Raw genomic sequence first — 17,070 nt, 5'->3', positions numbered from 1 at the left:
TGGCAACTAAAAAACCCACCATAAAGGTGAGCTAAATCGATTTATTTACTGTGTTTCCAGTTACTGTAGATACTAAACACTACAATCCAGATGGTTGCTCCGATAGCTCCGACAACTGTTGACTTTTGCAAGAAGAGACAAACAAAGACGAAGATGAAGAAAAGGATAGTCAATGGATTAAGAATCTTATAGGCTGGCATAAGGAAGCCATCTGCCATAAACTCTTGAGACTTACGGTACTTGAGATGAGCAAGCATGGTCAAAATATAGATGGCAATGTAGACACCTGATGAAGATGCGGTAATCAAAGCGAAGGCGTCAGATACACCAGGTAAGACGTTGATGAAGGCTGAAACACAAACTACAATGGCTGAAACAATGATAGCACGTGAAGGAATACCATTACGGGCCAAGGTATCAAGTTTCAAAGCTTTCATAACCTTACTGTTTGGTGTTTCCCTAGCGATTTGGAAAAGGTGACGACCTGTAGAATAAAGCGTTGAGTTCAATGATGAAGCCGCTGCTGTCAAAACAACAAAGTTAATGAAAGCCGCTGCCCACTTGATACCAGCCATTTGGAAGACCGTTACGAAGGGTGATTCATTAACTGGGAGTTTTTGCCATGGGAAGATAGCCATGATGGCAATGAGGGCACCCACATAGAAAATGACAATACGAATCGGAATCTCCTTGATTGCCTTTGGTAAAACCTTACGTGGATTTGCTGTCTCAGATGTTGTAATCCCTACAAATTCGATGGCTTGGTAGGCAAAGAAGACCATTTGGAAGGTCATAACAAAGCTCACCCAACCTTTAGGGAACATCTGGAAACCTTGTGTGATATTGTTAAGACTAGCATGTCCAGCTGGCGTTTCAAAGTTAGTTGCTACCATAAATATCCCTGTAGCTATCAAGGCAAGAATGGTGACAATCTTGATCATCCCAAACCAAAACTCAACTTCCCCGAAAATCTTAACCGCAATCAGGTTAACCGAACTCAGGATAATCAAGAAGACAATCTGAATCTGCCAGGCAGGCCAACTTGGAAACCAAAACTGCACATAGTTCGATACAGCCGTAATTTCTGCCATACCAAGAAATACCAGTGATACCCAGTAAGACCAACCTGAGAAGAATCCCCAGCCTTTACCAAGGTATTTCGTAATAAAATTAATAAAGGTATGTTGGTCCGGGTCCATGTAGAGCATCTCACCGATAGCTCGCATCATGAGGTACATGAAGACACCTGTCAGCATATAAACAAGTATGATTGAAGGTCCTGTTAGGGAAAGGGAACGCCCTGCCCCAAGGAAGAGACCTGTACCGATTGTACCAGCGATGGCAATCAGCTGGACGTGACGGTTTTGAAGACCACGCACCATCCCATTCTCAGTCTGGTTGTCGTCGTCTTTATGATGTTGCTTTTGCGACATTTTTTTCACTCCAATTCTATTAAGCAAGACTCATTGAGTCCTGCAATTTTTAACATAACTTATATTGTACCATTTTTGAAATAATTGGTCAATATTATACAGAATATTCAGAATTTTATACTTCAAAACAAGGGCTTGGAAAACTTCCAAACCCTTGTTACTAGTTATTATGATTCAGGATCATCAAGGCTACGACCATGCAAGCCTTTTTCACGTTGGACTTGACGTAGTTTTTCAGGTGTCACATCGTTACCTTCTTCGTCAACCACTTTAATTCCTTCGATGTGGTGACGAACTGAGCGACGATAACCCTCAATGTATTCTTCACGAAGTTTTGCTTGTTCTACCTCTTCTTCTGGTGTCAAGCCTTCTGTTTTTTTCTTTTTGGCAAGCTCATTGATACGAGCAATTTTTTCAGGTGTCATAACAAGACCTACTTTCTACCTGTCAACAGGTACTTATTTTGTATTCAATTGATTAAAGGCTGCAACAGCTTTAGCTTTCGCTACGAGACCTGCAAGAAGGGCCAAACGGTTATTTTTAACAGTCTCATCCTCTGCCATTACCATCGTGTTGTCAAAGAAGGCATCGATGACTGGGCTAAGAGCAAAGAGCTGAGCCAATTTGTCACTAGCTGAACCAGTCAATTCAAGCTCTTCAATTGCTTTAGAAAGGGCTTTTTCTTGATTATTTTCAAAGAGACTGGCATCAACTGCTACTGAAGCATCTGCTTTTTCTGCCAAGTTGAAGGCACGTGAGAGTGATTCAACAGCTGCCTTGTAACCATCAGCCTTAGCAGCTTCTGAGAGGGCGTCAGCTGCTTCAAGCAAATCCGCAACCACGAAGTTTGAACCAGCAAGAACGGCTTCTTTGATATCTTTTGATGTGCGTCCCATCATCTTGTCCACACGCGCTTTGATGAAGTTGATGACTTCTGCTTGATTGTCATAAGAAAGACTATCAAATGAAAGGGCGTAAAGGCTGTCGATCAACTCATCCATAGGGATGTGCCAACCAAAAGCATCCAAGATACGAACAATCCCTTGCGTTGCACGACGAAGCGCATAAGGGTCATTAGAACCTGATGGAATCAAGCCAACTGAGAAGAAGGAAAGGAGAGTATCCAATTTATCTGCAAGCGCAAGGATGGCACCAACCTTAGTCTCTGGAAGAGCTCCGTCTGCTGAATCAGGAAGGTAGTGCTCACGGATAGCTGTCGCAACCGCAGCATCCTCACCAGCAAGGAGGGCGTATTTTTCACCCATGATTCCTTGCAATTCATCGAACTCTCCGACCATACCAGTCAAGAGGTCAAATTTATAGATTTCAGCTGCACGCGCTACGGCTGCCGTTTCTTCGGCGGTCAAACCAGCTTGCTCAGCCAATGACGCGGCAATGACACCAGAACGGGCCATGTGTTCTGAGAGAGAACCGATTTTTTCATGGAAAGTCACGTTAGCCAATTTAGCAACGAGGTCTTCAATCTTAAGTTTTTGGTCTTCACGCCAGAAGAATTCACCATCTTCAAGACGGGCCACCAATACTTTTTCATTTCCTCGGATAACATTTTCCAAGTGCTCAGCGTTACCATTACGGACTGAGATGAAGTTTGGTTTAAGCTTACCGTCAAGGTCACGTACAACAAAGTAACGTTGGTGCGTTTCCATTGATGTCACCAAGACTTCTTCTGGAACGTCCAAATACTTAGTATCGAAACTTCCCATAAATGCAGTTGGGTATTCGACCAAGTTCAAGACTTCATTCAAAAGTCCTTCTTCGATTTGGACTTGAACACCTTGTTCTGCTTCGATAGCTTTGATTTGCTCACGAATCATGTTTTCACGTTCTTTGCTATCCGCAATCACGTAAACAGTACGAAGGTCTTCCTCATAAGAATCCGCATTGGTAATTTCCACTTCATGTCCAAGGAAACGATGTCCACGACTCACACGACCTGACTTGATATCCAAGAAGTCGAGGTCAAGCGCTTCGTCGCCCAAAAGAACTGTCAAGGTGTGAACTGGGCGAATGTATTCAAATGTGTTGTTAGCCCAGTGCATGCTGACAGGGAAAGTCAATGAAGCAAGCACTTCTGGAACGCCAGCCAAGACTTCTTTAGCAGGTTTTCCAGCTTCATGTTTCGTCACGTAAACGTATTCTTCACCCTTAACTTCACGGAATTCGATATCGTCAACAGTCAAGCCTTTCCCACGGACAAATCCTTGCGCCGCTTTTGAGAAGTTACCTTCTGCATCCAAAGCGATTTTCTTAGAAGGGCCTTTAAAATCTTCGGTCAAATCGGATTGTTGATCAGCCAAACCAATCACACGGACTGCCAAACGGCGTGGTGTTGAGAAGGTTTGAATGCTTTCGTATGAGAGACGGTTATCATCCAAGAAGGCTGCCATTTTCTCCCCGAGTTGTTTTTCACTTGGTGTGACAACGTAGGCTGGCAACTCTTCAAGTCCAAGTTCTACTAATAAGTTTTTTGTCATGTTTCTTCCTTTACAAAATTCTTTTTTTGATAGGTGCCTTAGGTACTGGGGACGTTGCTAACTAACTTTGTGAGGCTGTAAGGAAATCTGGTGTCTCCTTGACAGCGATTTCCAACAGTCTCATCAAAGTGGATTTAGCTAACTGATTTTTGAACCTAACGTTTCAAAAATCCCCATATACCAGTACGGCGGCGCCTATCCCTTTAGCAAGTCTTCGACTTGCCTCTGGGTAGCCATGTGGGCTCACTAGGTTCGCCCATTTTCCATTCTTGTAACTTTGCTTATTCTTCCTCTTCTGCTAGGAGTTTTGCGCGTGTGGCTTCATCAAGAAGTGGGTAACCAAGTTTCTTACGTTCTGCGACGAAGGTTTTAGCAACGACACGGGCCAAGTTACGGATGCGGGCAATGTAACCGGCACGTTCTGTAACAGAAACAGCGCCACGAGCATCTAGCAAGTTAAAAGTATGTGAACATTTCAAAACGTAGTCATAGGCAGGGTGAACAAGACCCAATTCCAAAGCACGTCCTGCTTCTTTTTCAAATTTTTCGAAGTTTTCAAGAAGCATGTCTTGGTCAGAAACTTCAAAGCTGTATTTTGAGTGTTCGTATTCTGGTTGAAGGAAGATTTCCCCGTATTTAACGCCTGGAGCCCACTCAATATCGTAAACAGAATCTACTTCTTGGATGTAAGAAGCCAAACGCTCCAAACCGTAAGTGACCTCAGAAGTTACCGGACCAGTTGCCAATCCACCAACTTGTTGGAAGTAGGTGAACTGAGTGATTTCCATACCGTCAAGCCAAACTTCCCAACCAAGACCAGCTGAACCAGTTGATGGGTTTTCCCAGTTATCTTCAACGAAACGAATATCGTGTTCCAAAGGATTGATCCCCAATTTTTCCAATGACTCAAGGTAGAGCTCTTGGATGTTTGATGGAGAAGGTTTCATAACCACTTGGAATTGGTGGTGTTGGTAAAGGCGGTTTGGGTTTTCTCCGTAACGACCATCTGCTGGACGACGAGATGGCTCTACATAAGCCGCATTCCATGGCTCAGGACCAATGGCACGAAGGAAGGTGTAAGGACTCATAGTACCCGCACCCTTTTCATTATCATAAGCCTGCATGAGCATACAACCCTGGTCATTCCAGTATTGTTGCAAAGTCAAAATAATTTCTTGAAATGTTAATTTCTTAGACATTGAATACTCCTTGATTAAAAATGATTTCTTGCGACACGAGTCTGCCTCGTCGATTATACGAGGCAAGACGAGTTAGTACTGCGTCTAGCTCAGGCACCCTAGTGCTGAGCGTGAGGCAGTCCGACTGTAAGGAGGTCTCTGCCACTGACGCAGTGGAAGGTTAGTTTTTTAGACATTATTTACTCCTTTAATTTATATTATCTTTTTAGGTTTATTTATCAAGCAACCAAGAAAAAGCTGGATCCTGAAAAATATGACGTTTGGGAATAGTTTGTAAATTCTGATAGCATTCATCTATTGTACCTAATTTCAAAGCACAGACTTCTGGTATATTTTCTTGAACAGTGAAAATTTGACTATGACAGTTCTGGCAGTAATAGCGCTGTTTTCCTGGAGAAGAACTATACGTAACAAGCTTTTCTTTTCCATGCAATACTAGATTTTTACTGCTAACTTTAGCATTAACTGTATAGGCAGACGCAGTTGCTTTCCGACAGAATGAACAGTGGCAAAAAACTAATTCAGATAATTCCTCATCTAGAGTGTAAGTCACTGCTTTACATAAACAAGATCCTTTAAGCATTGTACTCCTTTCTACTTAGGCATTAGACCAATTCAAAAAGAACCGAATTTCAACACCCAAGCCTTGCGACTAGGGGCGTCAGAAACGCGGTTCCACCCTAATTTATTACTTCATTTTATCTGTTTGTCTTCAGCTATTTGCTGAGAGAAAGCGCCACTTGCCTACTTTGCTCTACTTGGCTTCCACTGTCCCAAGCTCGCTAGAAAAACGCCATAAGCCCTTCTTTCTTGTCAGTATTATAGCAGAAATAGAGAAACTTGTAAAATAAAATTCTAATCCTTCTTACTAATCCCCATTTCCTGACGAACATGTGCATGGGAGTCTTCATGGAGAATATCATTATCAAGAATTGAGGCTTCTCGAAGTTCTTCGGCCTTTTTCTTGTCCCGATGGGTCAAGTCTTGATTGGGATTATAAGCTTTCTCAACGATAGACAAGAGATGATTTCGAATTTCCTTCTCCTTACGAATCTTAGCTTTTTTGCGGTAGCTAGCAACAACTAGCACTACCAACATCAGCATTCCCAAATAACCGATAATAGGATACATAACCGCTACCAGTTGACGGAAACCCATGAAGGAAATAGCAAAACCAGCAAGGGCAAATGCAGCCACAAAGAACTTGAAGCGTTTATCACTACCTGCTGAGAAGCGTTTTCCAAGAGCATAGTAGAGACTAAAGACGGTATTAAAAATCAAGCCAAAAATCACTAAAGCGTAAAGTGTTGCAAAGATAGGATTCACTTCCTTAGCAATAGCCAACATAGGAACATCCGAGCTAGCAATATTATCACTGTTAGCAAAGAGGATCAAGGTTGTGACAAAGAAAATCACACCAACCATAAATCCTCCCCAGGCTCCACTCTTTTCGGCTTCATTGATTTTGAGAATAGAGCCACCCATGACAAAGGCCATGGCTATGGCTGACATGACACAAACAGCAAAATAATTAACCACAGACAGCCAAATACTTGGGAAGGGAGATTGAATGGTTTGCGACACCTTATCCATCTCAGCAAAATCCCAATGACGTCCTAAAACATTGGTCACGAATATCATGGCAATCATAACCAAAATCATAGGGGTAAAAACTCCAATAACACCTATGATTTTTTTGAAATCTAGGAAACTCACAAAGATTGTCAGAGCTGTACACAGGAAGGCACCTACCCAAATCGGAAAGCCGAACTGTTGGTTTAGGTTAGCCCCTGCCCCCGCTGTCATAACAAAGCCAAACAGGAAACAAGTGATAATCAAAGCGATATCCAAAATACGGTAGATAACAGGATGACTGATTTCTGCCAGGACTACTGAATGATCGTCTGAGCGATAATAACTTCCCAGAGCAATCATGAGTCGCCCAAAGCCAACATGCAAGATTCCTAGAACTATGACACCTATCAGTCCCCAGGCTCCAAAACTAACAAAATACTGTAAGAGGTCCTGTCCTGAAGATACCCCTGCACCAATCATTACACCAACATAGGCCAGGGCAATGCTCCAAATACGTTTTGACATATTACCTCCTGTAAAATACAAAGTATTTCTATTTTACACTACTCTAACACCTTTGTAAAAATCAATAAAAAACAGCACCTTCATAAGAAAGTGCTACTCATACTCTTATTTTTCCCAACCTTTTCGTCCATCAACAAAGGTTGCCTGTAATTCCAAGGAGTCATCTAATACAATAAAATCAGCTGGTAAACCTGCTTTTAGGCTTCCGCAAGTATTTTCAAGCCCAACCGATTTAGCTGGAACACTAGTGGCCATTTGTAAGGCTTGAGCAACTGTCACAAGTCCCCAATCAACCACATGTTTGACACCGTCTTTAAGTTGTAAGATAGATCCAGCTAGATTACCACCTTCTTTGAGGCGGGCGGTACCATTTTCAACAATAACAGGAAGTTCGCCTAACATATAGTCGCCGTCCGGACAGCCTCCCGCTGACATACAGTCTGTAATTAGGGCAACTCCTTGAGGTGTCTTTTGCTTGATAAGAACCTTACAAGCTGCAGGGACCACGTGATGACCATCTGCAATCAGTTCACCAATAGTTTCAGGACTATCGAAGGCTGCACCAACCATACCTGGCTCACGATGGGTAAAGCCACGCATCCCGTTGTAGACGTGAACCCAAACGGACGCCCCGGCTTCCACTGCTGCCACGGCTTCTTCATATGTGGCATTGGAATGACCTAGAGCGATTGTCACACCTTGCTTGGTTGCTTCTTGGATAAATTCAGCCACTCCCTCACGTTCAGGAGCAAGGGCCAATTTAATCAGTTTTCCTTGAGCCGCCTCCTGCCATTCCTTCAATTGTTCCACACTTGGATTGCCCATATACTTAGGATTTTGAGCTCCCTTGTAGGTTTCAGTGAAATAAGGTCCTTCAAAGAAGAGCCCTTGAATTTTGGCACCACTCTCCTTTCCAACCGTATTAGCTGTTGTTTGGCAAATAGCCTTCAACTCTTCAAATGGCGCTGTTAAAGCTGTCGGTAAGAAGGAGGTTACACCTGCTGAAAGCAAGGCTTGACTCATGCCTAGAAGACTTTCCTCAGAATTATCCATGACATCATAACCCGAAAATCCATGAATGTGAGTATCTACAAGACCCGGAGAAATCTGATAATCACTGTAATCTAGCACCTCTGCACCTTCTGGTACATTTTCCGTCCAGTCACCAAAACGGCTATCCTCAACCGCTAGGTAGCCACCTTCCTTGATTTTATGTTCAAAGTAAAAACGTTTGGCTGAAATATAATAGGTCATAGGACCACCTCTCATCATTTTTCTATGTTTTTAATACGCTTTCATTATAACAAAAAAGCCGAGAAATTTTCTCGACTTTCTCTATTAAATCACACCTTCTGTAACCTTTTCAACAAGGTTAATCGCATGGTCTGCGATACGTGTGTAATGTGAGAGGTAATCAACATAGTTGATACCTGCTTGCGCAGTACACTCACCATTGTTAAGACGTTTGGTATGTATTTTACGCAATTGTTTTTCAAGTTTTTCCAACTCTTCATGGCGAAGGATGACTTGACCTGCAAGTACCTTATCGTCATCTACAACAACACGAATACTATCAAGGGCGATACGGTGAGTACGGTTGTAAACATCCGCAAGCTCAGCCTTGGCAGTATCAGAAAATTCAATTCCCTTATTATGAATGTGTTGTGAAAGGTTTGCACTTGCAACTGCAAGGTCACCAATACGCTCCAAGTCACGAACAGAGTCAAGCACACTTGCCAACACTTCATTTTCAGAAACGCTTAGAGATTCGTTAGAGATGTCAATCAAATAAGTTGTCAACTCTTCGTCAATACTATTAACTGCTGTTTCATACTTCTCAACCTTATCGAAGTATTTTTCATCTCCCTTAGCAAAGAAAGCATAGGAAGCTTCCAAAGACTGGATGGCGTACGATGCCAAGTGCACCAATTCTTTCTTAGCATTACCAAGGGCGATAGCTGGTGCTTGTGTGATAAGCAAACGGTCCAAGTAAAGTGCTTCGTACTTGTTAATCTCATCTTCACCAGGAATAATCTTAGTCACAAGGTAAGCCAAGAGTCCGATGAATGGGAATTGAACAATAGTATTTGCGATGTTAAAAGTACCGTGAGCAAAGGCGATAGTCATCTCAGGTGTCAAACCAAGCACAGACTTAAACCATTGAATCAAGGCTGTGAATGGTACCAAGAGAATCAAACACAAGACCGTCCCAATGACGTTGAACAGTACGTGGGCCCCTGCCACACGTTTAGCTGCAATGTTCGAACCAAGAGCAGCTAGAACCGCTGTAATAGTTGTTCCGATATTATCCCCAAAGAGGATTGGAAGGGCACCTTGCAGGTCAAGCAAACCACCTGAATAGAGACTCTGAAGAATACCGATGGTCGCTGCTGACGACTGAATCAACATGGTCAAGCCAGCACCGATGATAACCCCCATGACTGGGCGATCACCCAAGGTTGCCAAGTAGTCCTTAAAGGCTGTAACTGACTTCAAAGGTTCTACCGCATCTCCCATAAGGTTAAGGGCAAAGAAAATTCCCCCTACACCAAACAAGATACGACCTAGGTTATTGAGCTTCTTATTGCTTGTAAAGAAGAGAAGCGCAGCCCCCAGGAAAATCACTGGAAGGGCATAATCACCTAGCTTGAAACCAATCATGAAGGAAGTTACGGTTGTACCGATATTTGCCCCCATGACAATACCAATAGCCTGACGAAGACTTAAAAGCCCTGCCGAAACCAGACCGACGACAATAACGGTAACCCCTGAACTCGACTGAATCAAGGCCGTCATGACAATACCAATCAAAACCCCTAAAAACGGATTACTGGTATACTTATCGATGTAAAAACGCAACTTATCTCCGGCTGCTTGTTGAAGACCATCTCCCATGTACTTGATACTAAAGAGGAAAAGCCCCAAACCACCGAGGAAAGAAAACGCAATATCTTGCCAATTTACTGACACATTTTTGTCCTCATTATTTAAAATTTTTCGGTAAAACCGACCTTTCTATTGTATCTATTTATTAGGGAATAAACAAGGCTTTTCCTCAAAATAATAGAAAGATCAGAAGAAAATCTGACCTTTCTAGATATCTCAATTAATCCACTTGAACATAACGGCGAACACCACTATAGCTGATGTAAGAAATCCAACTATGACCATCTTGAGTAACCTTCATATCAAAGTTAATCTGATCACCTGCTTCTAAGTAAAATTCAACTGGAGCCTTATCACTAGGAGTATTTTTGACAGCCGTACGTTTGGTAAGCTTGTAGCTGCCAGATTCTGCTATACCACCATCAATTGGAAGTTGATTGTCAGTAACTGTCACGTCTTTAGGTAGCGTCATATTATCTGATTCTTTTAAGTAGACCTTTGTTCCTCCAGTACTGGTTACTTGAATGGTATCTTGTTCGTAGCTTGGACCAGAAATAGCTGCTTTTTTAGAGACAAAGCTAATATCTCCAACGATACCAGAGGTGTCCCCCCTATCTCTTGAGAGGGTAGCATCATACTTACCTGAGCCCTCTTGATAATCATCTTTCGGGTGTACATAATTATGAACTGTCGCTTGGCCTTGTGCAGTTATATCTCCTACTAGGCTAGTATTGTCAAAGACCAAACGACTGCCATCACTAGACTTCCAAGTTCCGGCAATACTATCAAACTGACCACGCGCTACCGCACTCACATCCATATCTACAGTGGTCACTTGCGTATCCGTTTTAGCTTGAGCTTGGCTGCTAGATTGACTACTTGAAGCTTGACTATCACTTGAGCTCTTCGGAGCTTGAGATTGACTCGCTGAAGACTTAGGAGCCTGGGACTGGCTGCTTGAGGAAGCTGATGAACTCTTTGAAGATGATGATTGAGACTGACTGCTACTCGAACTTGGGGCAGAAGCCTTTTGACTACTTTGCGCGCTTGAAGATTCCGTCTTTGAACCCGAAGATTCCTTGACCTTAGCACTAGACTTGCTAGTCTTACCGCTATCTTTACTAGATGATTTAGCCTTACTTGATGAGGTCACCTGGCTGCTATTAGGCGTCTTATCTGCTGAACTGGATTCCTTATGGCTGGAACAGGCCGTCAGCAAAGCCATTGAGGAAAGGGTAACCATTGAAAGCACGATTGCTTGGGAAAATTTGTTTTTCATAATCATTTCCTCATTTCTAGTCTATCACATAAAGTAAAGATAGGACCTATGTCACAAGGAAACACAGGGTTCTCTCTACTTTTAAGGGAACAATCTTATCTACACTTTTATTATATTATTTTCTAATGTAAACGCTAACATATTAGCGCTGTAAATCCTAAAAAAGAGATGAAAATATCTTGAATCCTTGTGATATAATGGAGACAAAAATTGAAAGTTATACCATGACAATCTATCTTCTAGCACAAGTATTCTCAGCCATAGGTGCCCTATGTGTCGCCATATCCTCTTTTGCAAAATCAAAAAATAACATGCTCGTCTGGCAAATTACCGACTATATTTTTACTGCTATTGCCAACCTACTTCTAGGGGGCTATACGGGTGCTTTAACCATTAGTATTTCCATCATTCGTAATAGCTTGATGGTCAAAAAGAAGATGACCAAAACTATCTTGACCATCCTCATCATTATTCAAATCATCGTCGGAACCTATCTCAATCAACTGGGGATTATTGGTTATTTACCTATAATTTCCTCCGTCTCCTATAGCCTAGCGATTGCTACCACACCAAACCTTCAGTGGCTTCGCTGGGTCATTATTGAAAATATGTTACTCTGGCTCATTTACGATTTGACCATTCAGGCTTACCCAGCTGCCATCACTGATGTCACTATCACACTTACTACTCTCATTGCCATTATCAGAAATCGAAAAACCTTTAGCAAACAATAAAGCTAAAGGTCTTTTTGTCTCACGAAAACCACTAGCTGTGCTAGTGGTTCCGAAAAGCTTTTAGCGATGTATCAAAAAAGTCCCCCTAAAGTGTTATATTAGATAAGGTTTCCCGACCGCTAACTAATATACAAAAGGAGGACCCCTGATGAGACAGGATAATAATAGTTTAGCACATACTACATGGAATTGTAAGTATCATATTGTGTTCGCACCCAAATATCGACGTCAGATAATTTATGGGAAATACAAAGCAAGTATTGGTCAAATCTTACGATTATTATGCGAAAGAAAAGGTGTTGAAATTCATGAAGCAGAAGCTTGCCCAGACCATATTCACATGTTGGTGAGTATACCACCGAAACTAAGTATTTCCTCATTTATGGGATATTTAAAGGGCAAAAGTAGCTTAATGATATTTGATCGACACGCTAATTTAAAGTATAAATATGGGAATCGCAAATTTTGGTGTCGAGGGTTTTATGTTGATACGGTTGGACGAAATCAGAAGCGAATTGAAGAATATATTCGTAATCAATTACAAGAAGACGTGATAGCAGATCAGCTAAGTCTATTTGAGGAGTATGATCCGTTTACAGGTGAGAAGAATAAAAGAAAGTAATCTTAAAGAGACCCGCTAGACGGGTCAGCTAGCAAAGGTGGTGCTGAAGGGAAACCATTCGGTAGGCCTTTAGGCCTCGGCCGGTAGCAGAGGCTTTCAGCCGAAGAGCAAGCCACCCGTTCTCACGGGTGGTTTTGACTCTTATAGAGCCCAAGTACGAATGGCGTGTGCCACACCTGCCTCGTCATTTGTCAAAGTCACATACTTACACAAAGCCTTAATGTCGTCACTCGCATTACCCATGGCAACGCTTTGACCGACGAATTGAAGCATTTCAAGGTCATTAGCAGCATCACCTAGAGCCATGATTTGATCTGGGTTAATGTCAAGCTTTTCTGCTAAATGTTTAAGCCCGCTAGCCTTTGTTGCCCCTTGTGGCATAATTTCAAAGATATAGTCTTGACTACGAACTGTGCTATAGCTCTGACTAAGTCCATCTTGCACGGCGTTTTGGAAGGCGTCCAAAGGTTCAGAATCTGCCATATACATGGCTTGGAAAATCACTTGCCCTTCCGCAAAGATTTCTTCCAAACTCCTAGCTTTCGCTTCTGTGAAGACAGTCCCAGCATCATAAGCTACTAACTCAGGCACCTCATCGCCCACAACATAGTAAGTCTTTTCTCCAGTCAAGGTTAGAGCCACCTCTGGAAAGTCTTCGCAAGCCTGCAAGAGTTCTTCCATCTCAGTGCGAGATAAACTTTCATATTGCAGCAAGGTCCAATTTTTTGTCTCATAAGTTGAACAACCATTGTTCATGATAATATACTCTTCTTCACTCAGTCCTAATTTCTCAAAATGTGGAAGAATGCCCGAACGTGGGCGACCTGTACAAAGTACGATTTTAATGCCTGCTTCAGCCGCTTCTTGAATAGCCTTAATATTCTCTTCAGGAATCTCTTTTTGGCTATTTAAGAGCGTCCCGTCCATATCTATTGCAATGAGTTTCACTTGGTTCTGATTCATTTTACTCTCCTTCGACCCTAATAAGTATCATAAATAGTTAACTGATATTGTTCAATGATGCTGTTTAATTTGTCTCCATAGGTTGTATCCGTAGCATAGACCCCTGTTAGGGCAGCTGTGGCATCCTTATAATTCTTAGTCTTGGAACGGTGTACCCCTACATAGTAGCTGCCCTCAAGGAAGTCTACGTAGTCCTGTAAAGAATTTTCCACAGAGCCATAAGAACGAAAAGCTGCATCAATATAGTAAGGATTGCCCTTACCATCATCCTCCCAGGTTGGTAGGGTTACACTTTGACCATTGTAGTCCCCCTTAATTCCAAAGAAGTTATAGGACGGCTTCTGACTCAAAGTAGATTGTCCAGAGTCAGATTCCAAGATGGCCTGAGCAATCATGACAGATGCATAAAGATCGTTTCTAGCCGCCAAATAGCGGGACGTCTCGCCAATCTCGGCAATAAAAGCAACCGTCGTCTCATCCGTAGATGTCATGTTCTTTTCCATGGTCAACCTTGGAAAATTCAAACTAGCAAGGAGTCCCAATAAGGCAAATAGCCCAATAAAAATCAGACTCCACTTCTGGAAAAATTTTGGAAAGAGCAAGAAAGACTTCTTTTTCTTTTTAGTTTTCTTAGGTCTAGCTTTCGACTTGCTTTTCTTTTTTCCTTTTGCCAATTGGTCACCCCCTCAATCATACTAACTTCTCTAAGTATATCAAAATTCACTAAAAAAGACCCAAACTAACCGGTTTAAGCCTCCATTATATTATATGGCGTCTCCACCGCGTTCACCAGTACGAATACGGATAACATCATCAATAGGAACAATAAAAATCTTCCCATCACCAACTTCTCCTGTCGCCACGGCTCTACGAATAGCATCAACAACTTCGTCAACTGCCATGTCCTTGACTACAATCTCAACCTTAACCTTAGCTAATAAGGTAGGAACAATGCGCTGTCCCCGAACAAACTCTGCAAAGCCACGTTGATTACCATAACCTAGGACTTGACTTACAGTCATTCCCTTAGCCAGACCACTACCAGTCAAGGCATTTTTCAAATCTTCTAATTTATCCGAACGAATAATCGCTTCTACTTTTTTCATCTGTATTCTCCTACGAATCTAAGCCCATAAAGGTTGGATAGGCTGTTTCCTTGTGTTCACAGTCATCGAGACCAATAGCTTCATCACGGTCACTAACACGTAAAGGCATATAATGAGCAATTACTTTAATAATACCATAGGTCACAAGAGCAGACCAAATAGCTGTAAAAATAATAGCCAAAAATGTCACAATAAACAGATGCGCTTTTCCATAAATCAAGCCAATATTGGCCTTATCTAGGGCTGAATCTGGTGTCGTAAAAATCGCAGTGGCAAAACCACCAAAGATACCTCCAACACCATGGCAACCAAAAGCGTCCAAAGCATCATCATAAGCAAAACGTTTCTTCAAGACTGAAATAGCATAGAAACAAATCGGACTAACCATAAGACCAATTAGAATAGCACTCCAAATTGAAACAAAACCAGCTCCAGGTGTGATTGCAACCAGACCTGCCACCAAACCGGTTGAACCACCAACCAAGGATGGATGTCCAGTGACATGTTTTTCAATTGCCAACCATGAAAACATGGCTGCAGCAGCTGACACATGAGTGGTTACTAGCGCGTGAACTGCCAAACCATTAGCAGCCAAGGCTGATCCTGCATTAAAGCCAAACCAACCAAACCATAAGAGACCCGCTCCCAATAGGACAAAAGGAACATTATGAGGACGGTGTTCTAAAATGCCAAAATCACGCCGTTTACCAACAACGATTGCCAAAACTAGGGCTGATACACCTGAGGTAATATGAACCACATCACCACCTGCAAAGTCAATCGTCCCCCATTTTGCAAGGAGCCCTTCATCCCAAACCATATGTGCAAATGGATAATAGACAAAAAGTAACCAAAAGACAACAAAAATGGCTAAAGGTGTAAAGCGCATCCGTCCTACCACTGAACCCATCAATATCGCCACACAGATAATCGAAAACATCATCTGAAAAGCAGCAAATAACATATCAGGAATGGTTAAACCACGGCTTGAGGCCGTTTCAGACACACCATTTAAAAAAAGGTGACTGAAATTACCGAAGAAATTCCCATGACCGCCAAAAGAAAGCGAGTAGCCAGCAACAATCCACAAGAGAGAAGCTATAGCTAAGGGAAGAACAGACATCATCATGGTATTGATAACATTCTTACGACGTCCAAGCCCACCATAGAAGAAGGCCAAGGCCGGTGTCATCAAACAAACCATGGCAGAACAAATCAATATAAAGGCACTGCTACCTGTATCCATGAAACCACTCCAATGCGTAAATTATTTTATGTCAGATAATATAACACAAAATTATGAGGCATACAAGCTTATTTACGGAATTTTTCGATAATTCTTTCTTTTCTAACATCTTGTGTTGCCACAAAAAAAAAAGAGCCTCTTAAACCCCATGAAAAAGGTTATAAAGCTCTTGTCTATTCATTTTTCGCTCTTTAGCAACGGTTTTTATAGCCTGATTAGGTTTCATTCCAGAGGCAATTAAAGCTTCTACAGCCTCTACCGGGGTAACATTTGATGTTAGATTTTCTTCCTTATCATTTTCAGAAGCTCCAGCCACAATCAGTAAACATTCACCCTTGAGAGGATTACTAGCAATATAATCTAAAACTTCTGAAATAGATCCTCGTTGGTACTCTTCATAAAGCTTGGTCAATTCTCGAACTAAAGTTACTTGACGGTTGCCATAGACCTCATGCATATTTTCAAGAGTATCCGCCACACGGTAAGGTGACTCGTAAAAAATCTGTGTCTCAGGATAAGACAGTTTTTCCTTGAAGAAATCAATCTGCTGTCCTTTTTTACGGGGTAGGAAGCCATAAAAAATATGAGGTTGGGGTGCTAAACCACTGGCAATCAAGGCTGTAATACCAGCCGATGCTCCCGGTAAGGCCACCACTGGAATATCCTCTGCAATGGCAGCTTTGACCAAATCATGCCCAGGATCCGAAATAGAAGGCATCCCCGCATCAGAAACCTGAGCCAAAGAAAGACCTGACTTCAAGCGCTCCAGTAAATCTGGAATTTTCTCATAAGCATTGTGCTCATGAAAAGAATACTGCTTCGTTTCAATCTCAAAATGCTTGAGCAAGAGACCCGTATTGCGCGTGTCCTCCGCACAAATAAGATCCACCTCTTTCAGGATTTGCACACTACGAAAAGTCATATCCTGCAAATTCCCAATAGGAGTGGGAACCAGATAGAGGGTGCCGTAGCTAGATTGCCCCTTAAAACTCTTTTGAACCTGCATG

The 17,070-nt window shown here is 42.2% G+C and carries 16 protein-coding genes; 2 read left to right on the top strand and 14 right to left on the bottom strand.

The features are described 5' to 3' along the window. Nucleotides 1-41 precede the first annotated feature (41 nt). The 9 genes from ACWPVZ_RS02455 to ACWPVZ_RS02415 all read right to left on the bottom strand — a co-directional run bounded on the left by ACWPVZ_RS02455 (nucleotide 42) and on the right by ACWPVZ_RS02415 (nucleotide 11,392). Nucleotides 42-1,433, bottom strand: a complete 1,392-nt coding sequence (locus ACWPVZ_RS02455; protein ID WP_414341299.1) for an amino acid permease — start codon at nucleotides 1,431-1,433, stop codon at nucleotides 42-44. 167 nt (nucleotides 1,434-1,600) lie between these two features. Then, nucleotides 1,601-1,858, bottom strand: coding sequence for a DUF896 family protein (locus ACWPVZ_RS02450; RefSeq protein WP_002886085.1), 258 nt, complete (start codon nucleotides 1,856-1,858; stop codon nucleotides 1,601-1,603). A gap of 33 nt (nucleotides 1,859-1,891) precedes the next feature. Continuing rightward, nucleotides 1,892-3,928: a glycine--tRNA ligase subunit beta gene (gene glyS, locus ACWPVZ_RS02445; RefSeq protein ID WP_454380703.1), complete on the bottom strand. Its 2,037-nt coding sequence runs from the start codon at nucleotides 3,926-3,928 to the stop codon at nucleotides 1,892-1,894. A gap of 281 nt (nucleotides 3,929-4,209) precedes the next feature. Next, entirely contained in the window at nucleotides 4,210-5,127 is a 918-nt protein-coding gene (glyQ, locus tag ACWPVZ_RS02440; RefSeq protein ID WP_002886077.1) for a glycine--tRNA ligase subunit alpha, read from the bottom strand. A gap of 211 nt (nucleotides 5,128-5,338) precedes the next feature. Then, nucleotides 5,339-5,710 carry a GFA family protein gene (locus ACWPVZ_RS02435; protein WP_414341303.1) on the bottom strand — a complete coding sequence of 124 codons (372 nt, stop codon included), beginning with the start codon at nucleotides 5,708-5,710 and terminating at the stop codon, nucleotides 5,339-5,341. A 272-nt stretch (nucleotides 5,711-5,982) separates the two neighbouring features. Then, the gene (locus ACWPVZ_RS02430; protein WP_414341304.1) at nucleotides 5,983-7,227 is read right to left on the bottom strand and encodes a YkvI family membrane protein; all 1,245 of its coding nucleotides are present in this window, start codon (nucleotides 7,225-7,227) and stop codon (nucleotides 5,983-5,985) included. Nucleotides 7,228-7,332: 105 nt separating this feature from the next. Beyond that, the gene (nagA, locus tag ACWPVZ_RS02425) at nucleotides 7,333-8,481 is read right to left on the bottom strand and encodes an N-acetylglucosamine-6-phosphate deacetylase (RefSeq protein ID WP_414341305.1); all 1,149 of its coding nucleotides are present in this window, start codon (nucleotides 8,479-8,481) and stop codon (nucleotides 7,333-7,335) included. Nucleotides 8,482-8,565: 84 nt separating this feature from the next. After that, nucleotides 8,566-10,197 (bottom strand): Na/Pi cotransporter family protein, encoded by a 1,632-nt coding sequence (locus ACWPVZ_RS02420; RefSeq protein WP_002890237.1) that lies wholly within the window; start codon nucleotides 10,195-10,197, stop codon nucleotides 8,566-8,568. A gap of 136 nt (nucleotides 10,198-10,333) precedes the next feature. Then, nucleotides 10,334-11,392, bottom strand: coding sequence for an SH3 domain-containing protein (locus tag ACWPVZ_RS02415; protein ID WP_414341306.1), 1,059 nt, complete (start codon nucleotides 11,390-11,392; stop codon nucleotides 10,334-10,336). Nucleotides 11,393-11,616: 224 nt separating this feature from the next. On the opposite strand from ACWPVZ_RS02415, the gene ACWPVZ_RS02410 reads away from it, so the two are divergent. Further along, a complete protein-coding gene (locus tag ACWPVZ_RS02410; RefSeq protein WP_414341307.1) occupies nucleotides 11,617-12,126 on the top strand; it encodes a YgjV family protein in 510 nt (169 codons plus the stop codon). Between the two features lie 148 nt (nucleotides 12,127-12,274). Beyond that, nucleotides 12,275-12,748 carry an IS200/IS605 family transposase gene (gene tnpA / locus ACWPVZ_RS02405; RefSeq protein WP_002891962.1) on the top strand — a complete coding sequence of 158 codons (474 nt, stop codon included), beginning with the start codon at nucleotides 12,275-12,277 and terminating at the stop codon, nucleotides 12,746-12,748. Between the two features lie 141 nt (nucleotides 12,749-12,889). Here tnpA and ACWPVZ_RS02400 read toward each other — a convergent pair whose 3' ends face one another. From ACWPVZ_RS02400 to rsmI, 5 genes are all read right to left on the bottom strand, one after another. Next, entirely contained in the window at nucleotides 12,890-13,711 is an 822-nt protein-coding gene (locus ACWPVZ_RS02400; protein ID WP_414341308.1) for a Cof-type HAD-IIB family hydrolase, read from the bottom strand. A 17-nt stretch (nucleotides 13,712-13,728) separates the two neighbouring features. Further along, a complete protein-coding gene (locus tag ACWPVZ_RS02395; protein WP_002890229.1) occupies nucleotides 13,729-14,385 on the bottom strand; it encodes a glucosaminidase domain-containing protein in 657 nt (218 codons plus the stop codon). 90 nt (nucleotides 14,386-14,475) lie between these two features. After that, nucleotides 14,476-14,817, bottom strand: a complete 342-nt coding sequence (locus ACWPVZ_RS02390; protein ID WP_347095736.1) for a P-II family nitrogen regulator — start codon at nucleotides 14,815-14,817, stop codon at nucleotides 14,476-14,478. A gap of 10 nt (nucleotides 14,818-14,827) precedes the next feature. Further along, nucleotides 14,828-16,063 carry an ammonium transporter gene (locus ACWPVZ_RS02385; RefSeq protein ID WP_414341309.1) on the bottom strand — a complete coding sequence of 412 codons (1,236 nt, stop codon included), beginning with the start codon at nucleotides 16,061-16,063 and terminating at the stop codon, nucleotides 14,828-14,830. Nucleotides 16,064-16,202: 139 nt separating this feature from the next. Beyond that, nucleotides 16,203-17,069 (bottom strand): 16S rRNA (cytidine(1402)-2'-O)-methyltransferase, encoded by an 867-nt coding sequence (rsmI, locus tag ACWPVZ_RS02380; RefSeq protein ID WP_002890224.1) that lies wholly within the window; start codon nucleotides 17,067-17,069, stop codon nucleotides 16,203-16,205. Between the last annotated feature and the right edge of the window lies 1 nt (nucleotide 17,070).

This window comes from Streptococcus sp. Marseille-Q6379 (assembly GCF_965119505.1).
Note: the sequence above shows the minus strand (reverse complement) of the source record. Positions and strands in the feature narration are given on the sequence as shown.

What these genes read in the sequence shown, in the direction of transcription:
- ACWPVZ_RS02455 (WP_414341299.1), bottom strand. Translation starts at nt 1,433, where the DNA reads ATGTCGCAAAAGCAACATCATAAAGACGACGACAACCAGACTGAGAAT.
- ACWPVZ_RS02450 (WP_002886085.1), bottom strand. Translation starts at nt 1,858, where the DNA reads ATGACACCTGAAAAAATTGCTCGTATCAATGAGCTTGCCAAAAAGAAA.
- glyS (WP_454380703.1), bottom strand. Translation starts at nt 3,928, where the DNA reads ATGACAAAAAACTTATTAGTAGAACTTGGACTTGAAGAGTTGCCAGCC.
- glyQ (WP_002886077.1), bottom strand. Translation starts at nt 5,127, where the DNA reads ATGTCTAAGAAATTAACATTTCAAGAAATTATTTTGACTTTGCAACAA.
- ACWPVZ_RS02435 (WP_414341303.1), bottom strand. Translation starts at nt 5,710, where the DNA reads ATGCTTAAAGGATCTTGTTTATGTAAAGCAGTGACTTACACTCTAGAT.
- ACWPVZ_RS02430 (WP_414341304.1), bottom strand. Translation starts at nt 7,227, where the DNA reads ATGTCAAAACGTATTTGGAGCATTGCCCTGGCCTATGTTGGTGTAATG.
- nagA (WP_414341305.1), bottom strand. Translation starts at nt 8,481, where the DNA reads ATGACCTATTATATTTCAGCCAAACGTTTTTACTTTGAACATAAAATC.
- ACWPVZ_RS02415 (WP_414341306.1), bottom strand. Translation starts at nt 11,392, where the DNA reads ATGAAAAACAAATTTTCCCAAGCAATCGTGCTTTCAATGGTTACCCTT.
- ACWPVZ_RS02410 (WP_414341307.1), top strand. Translation starts at nt 11,617, where the DNA reads ATGACAATCTATCTTCTAGCACAAGTATTCTCAGCCATAGGTGCCCTA.
- tnpA (WP_002891962.1), top strand. Translation starts at nt 12,275, where the DNA reads ATGAGACAGGATAATAATAGTTTAGCACATACTACATGGAATTGTAAG.
- ACWPVZ_RS02400 (WP_414341308.1), bottom strand. Translation starts at nt 13,711, where the DNA reads ATGAATCAGAACCAAGTGAAACTCATTGCAATAGATATGGACGGGACG.
- ACWPVZ_RS02390 (WP_347095736.1), bottom strand. Translation starts at nt 14,817, where the DNA reads ATGAAAAAAGTAGAAGCGATTATTCGTTCGGATAAATTAGAAGATTTG.
- ACWPVZ_RS02385 (WP_414341309.1), bottom strand. Translation starts at nt 16,063, where the DNA reads ATGGATACAGGTAGCAGTGCCTTTATATTGATTTGTTCTGCCATGGTT.
- rsmI (WP_002890224.1), bottom strand. Translation starts at nt 17,069, where the DNA reads ATGCAGGTTCAAAAGAGTTTTAAGGGGCAATCTAGCTACGGCACCCTC.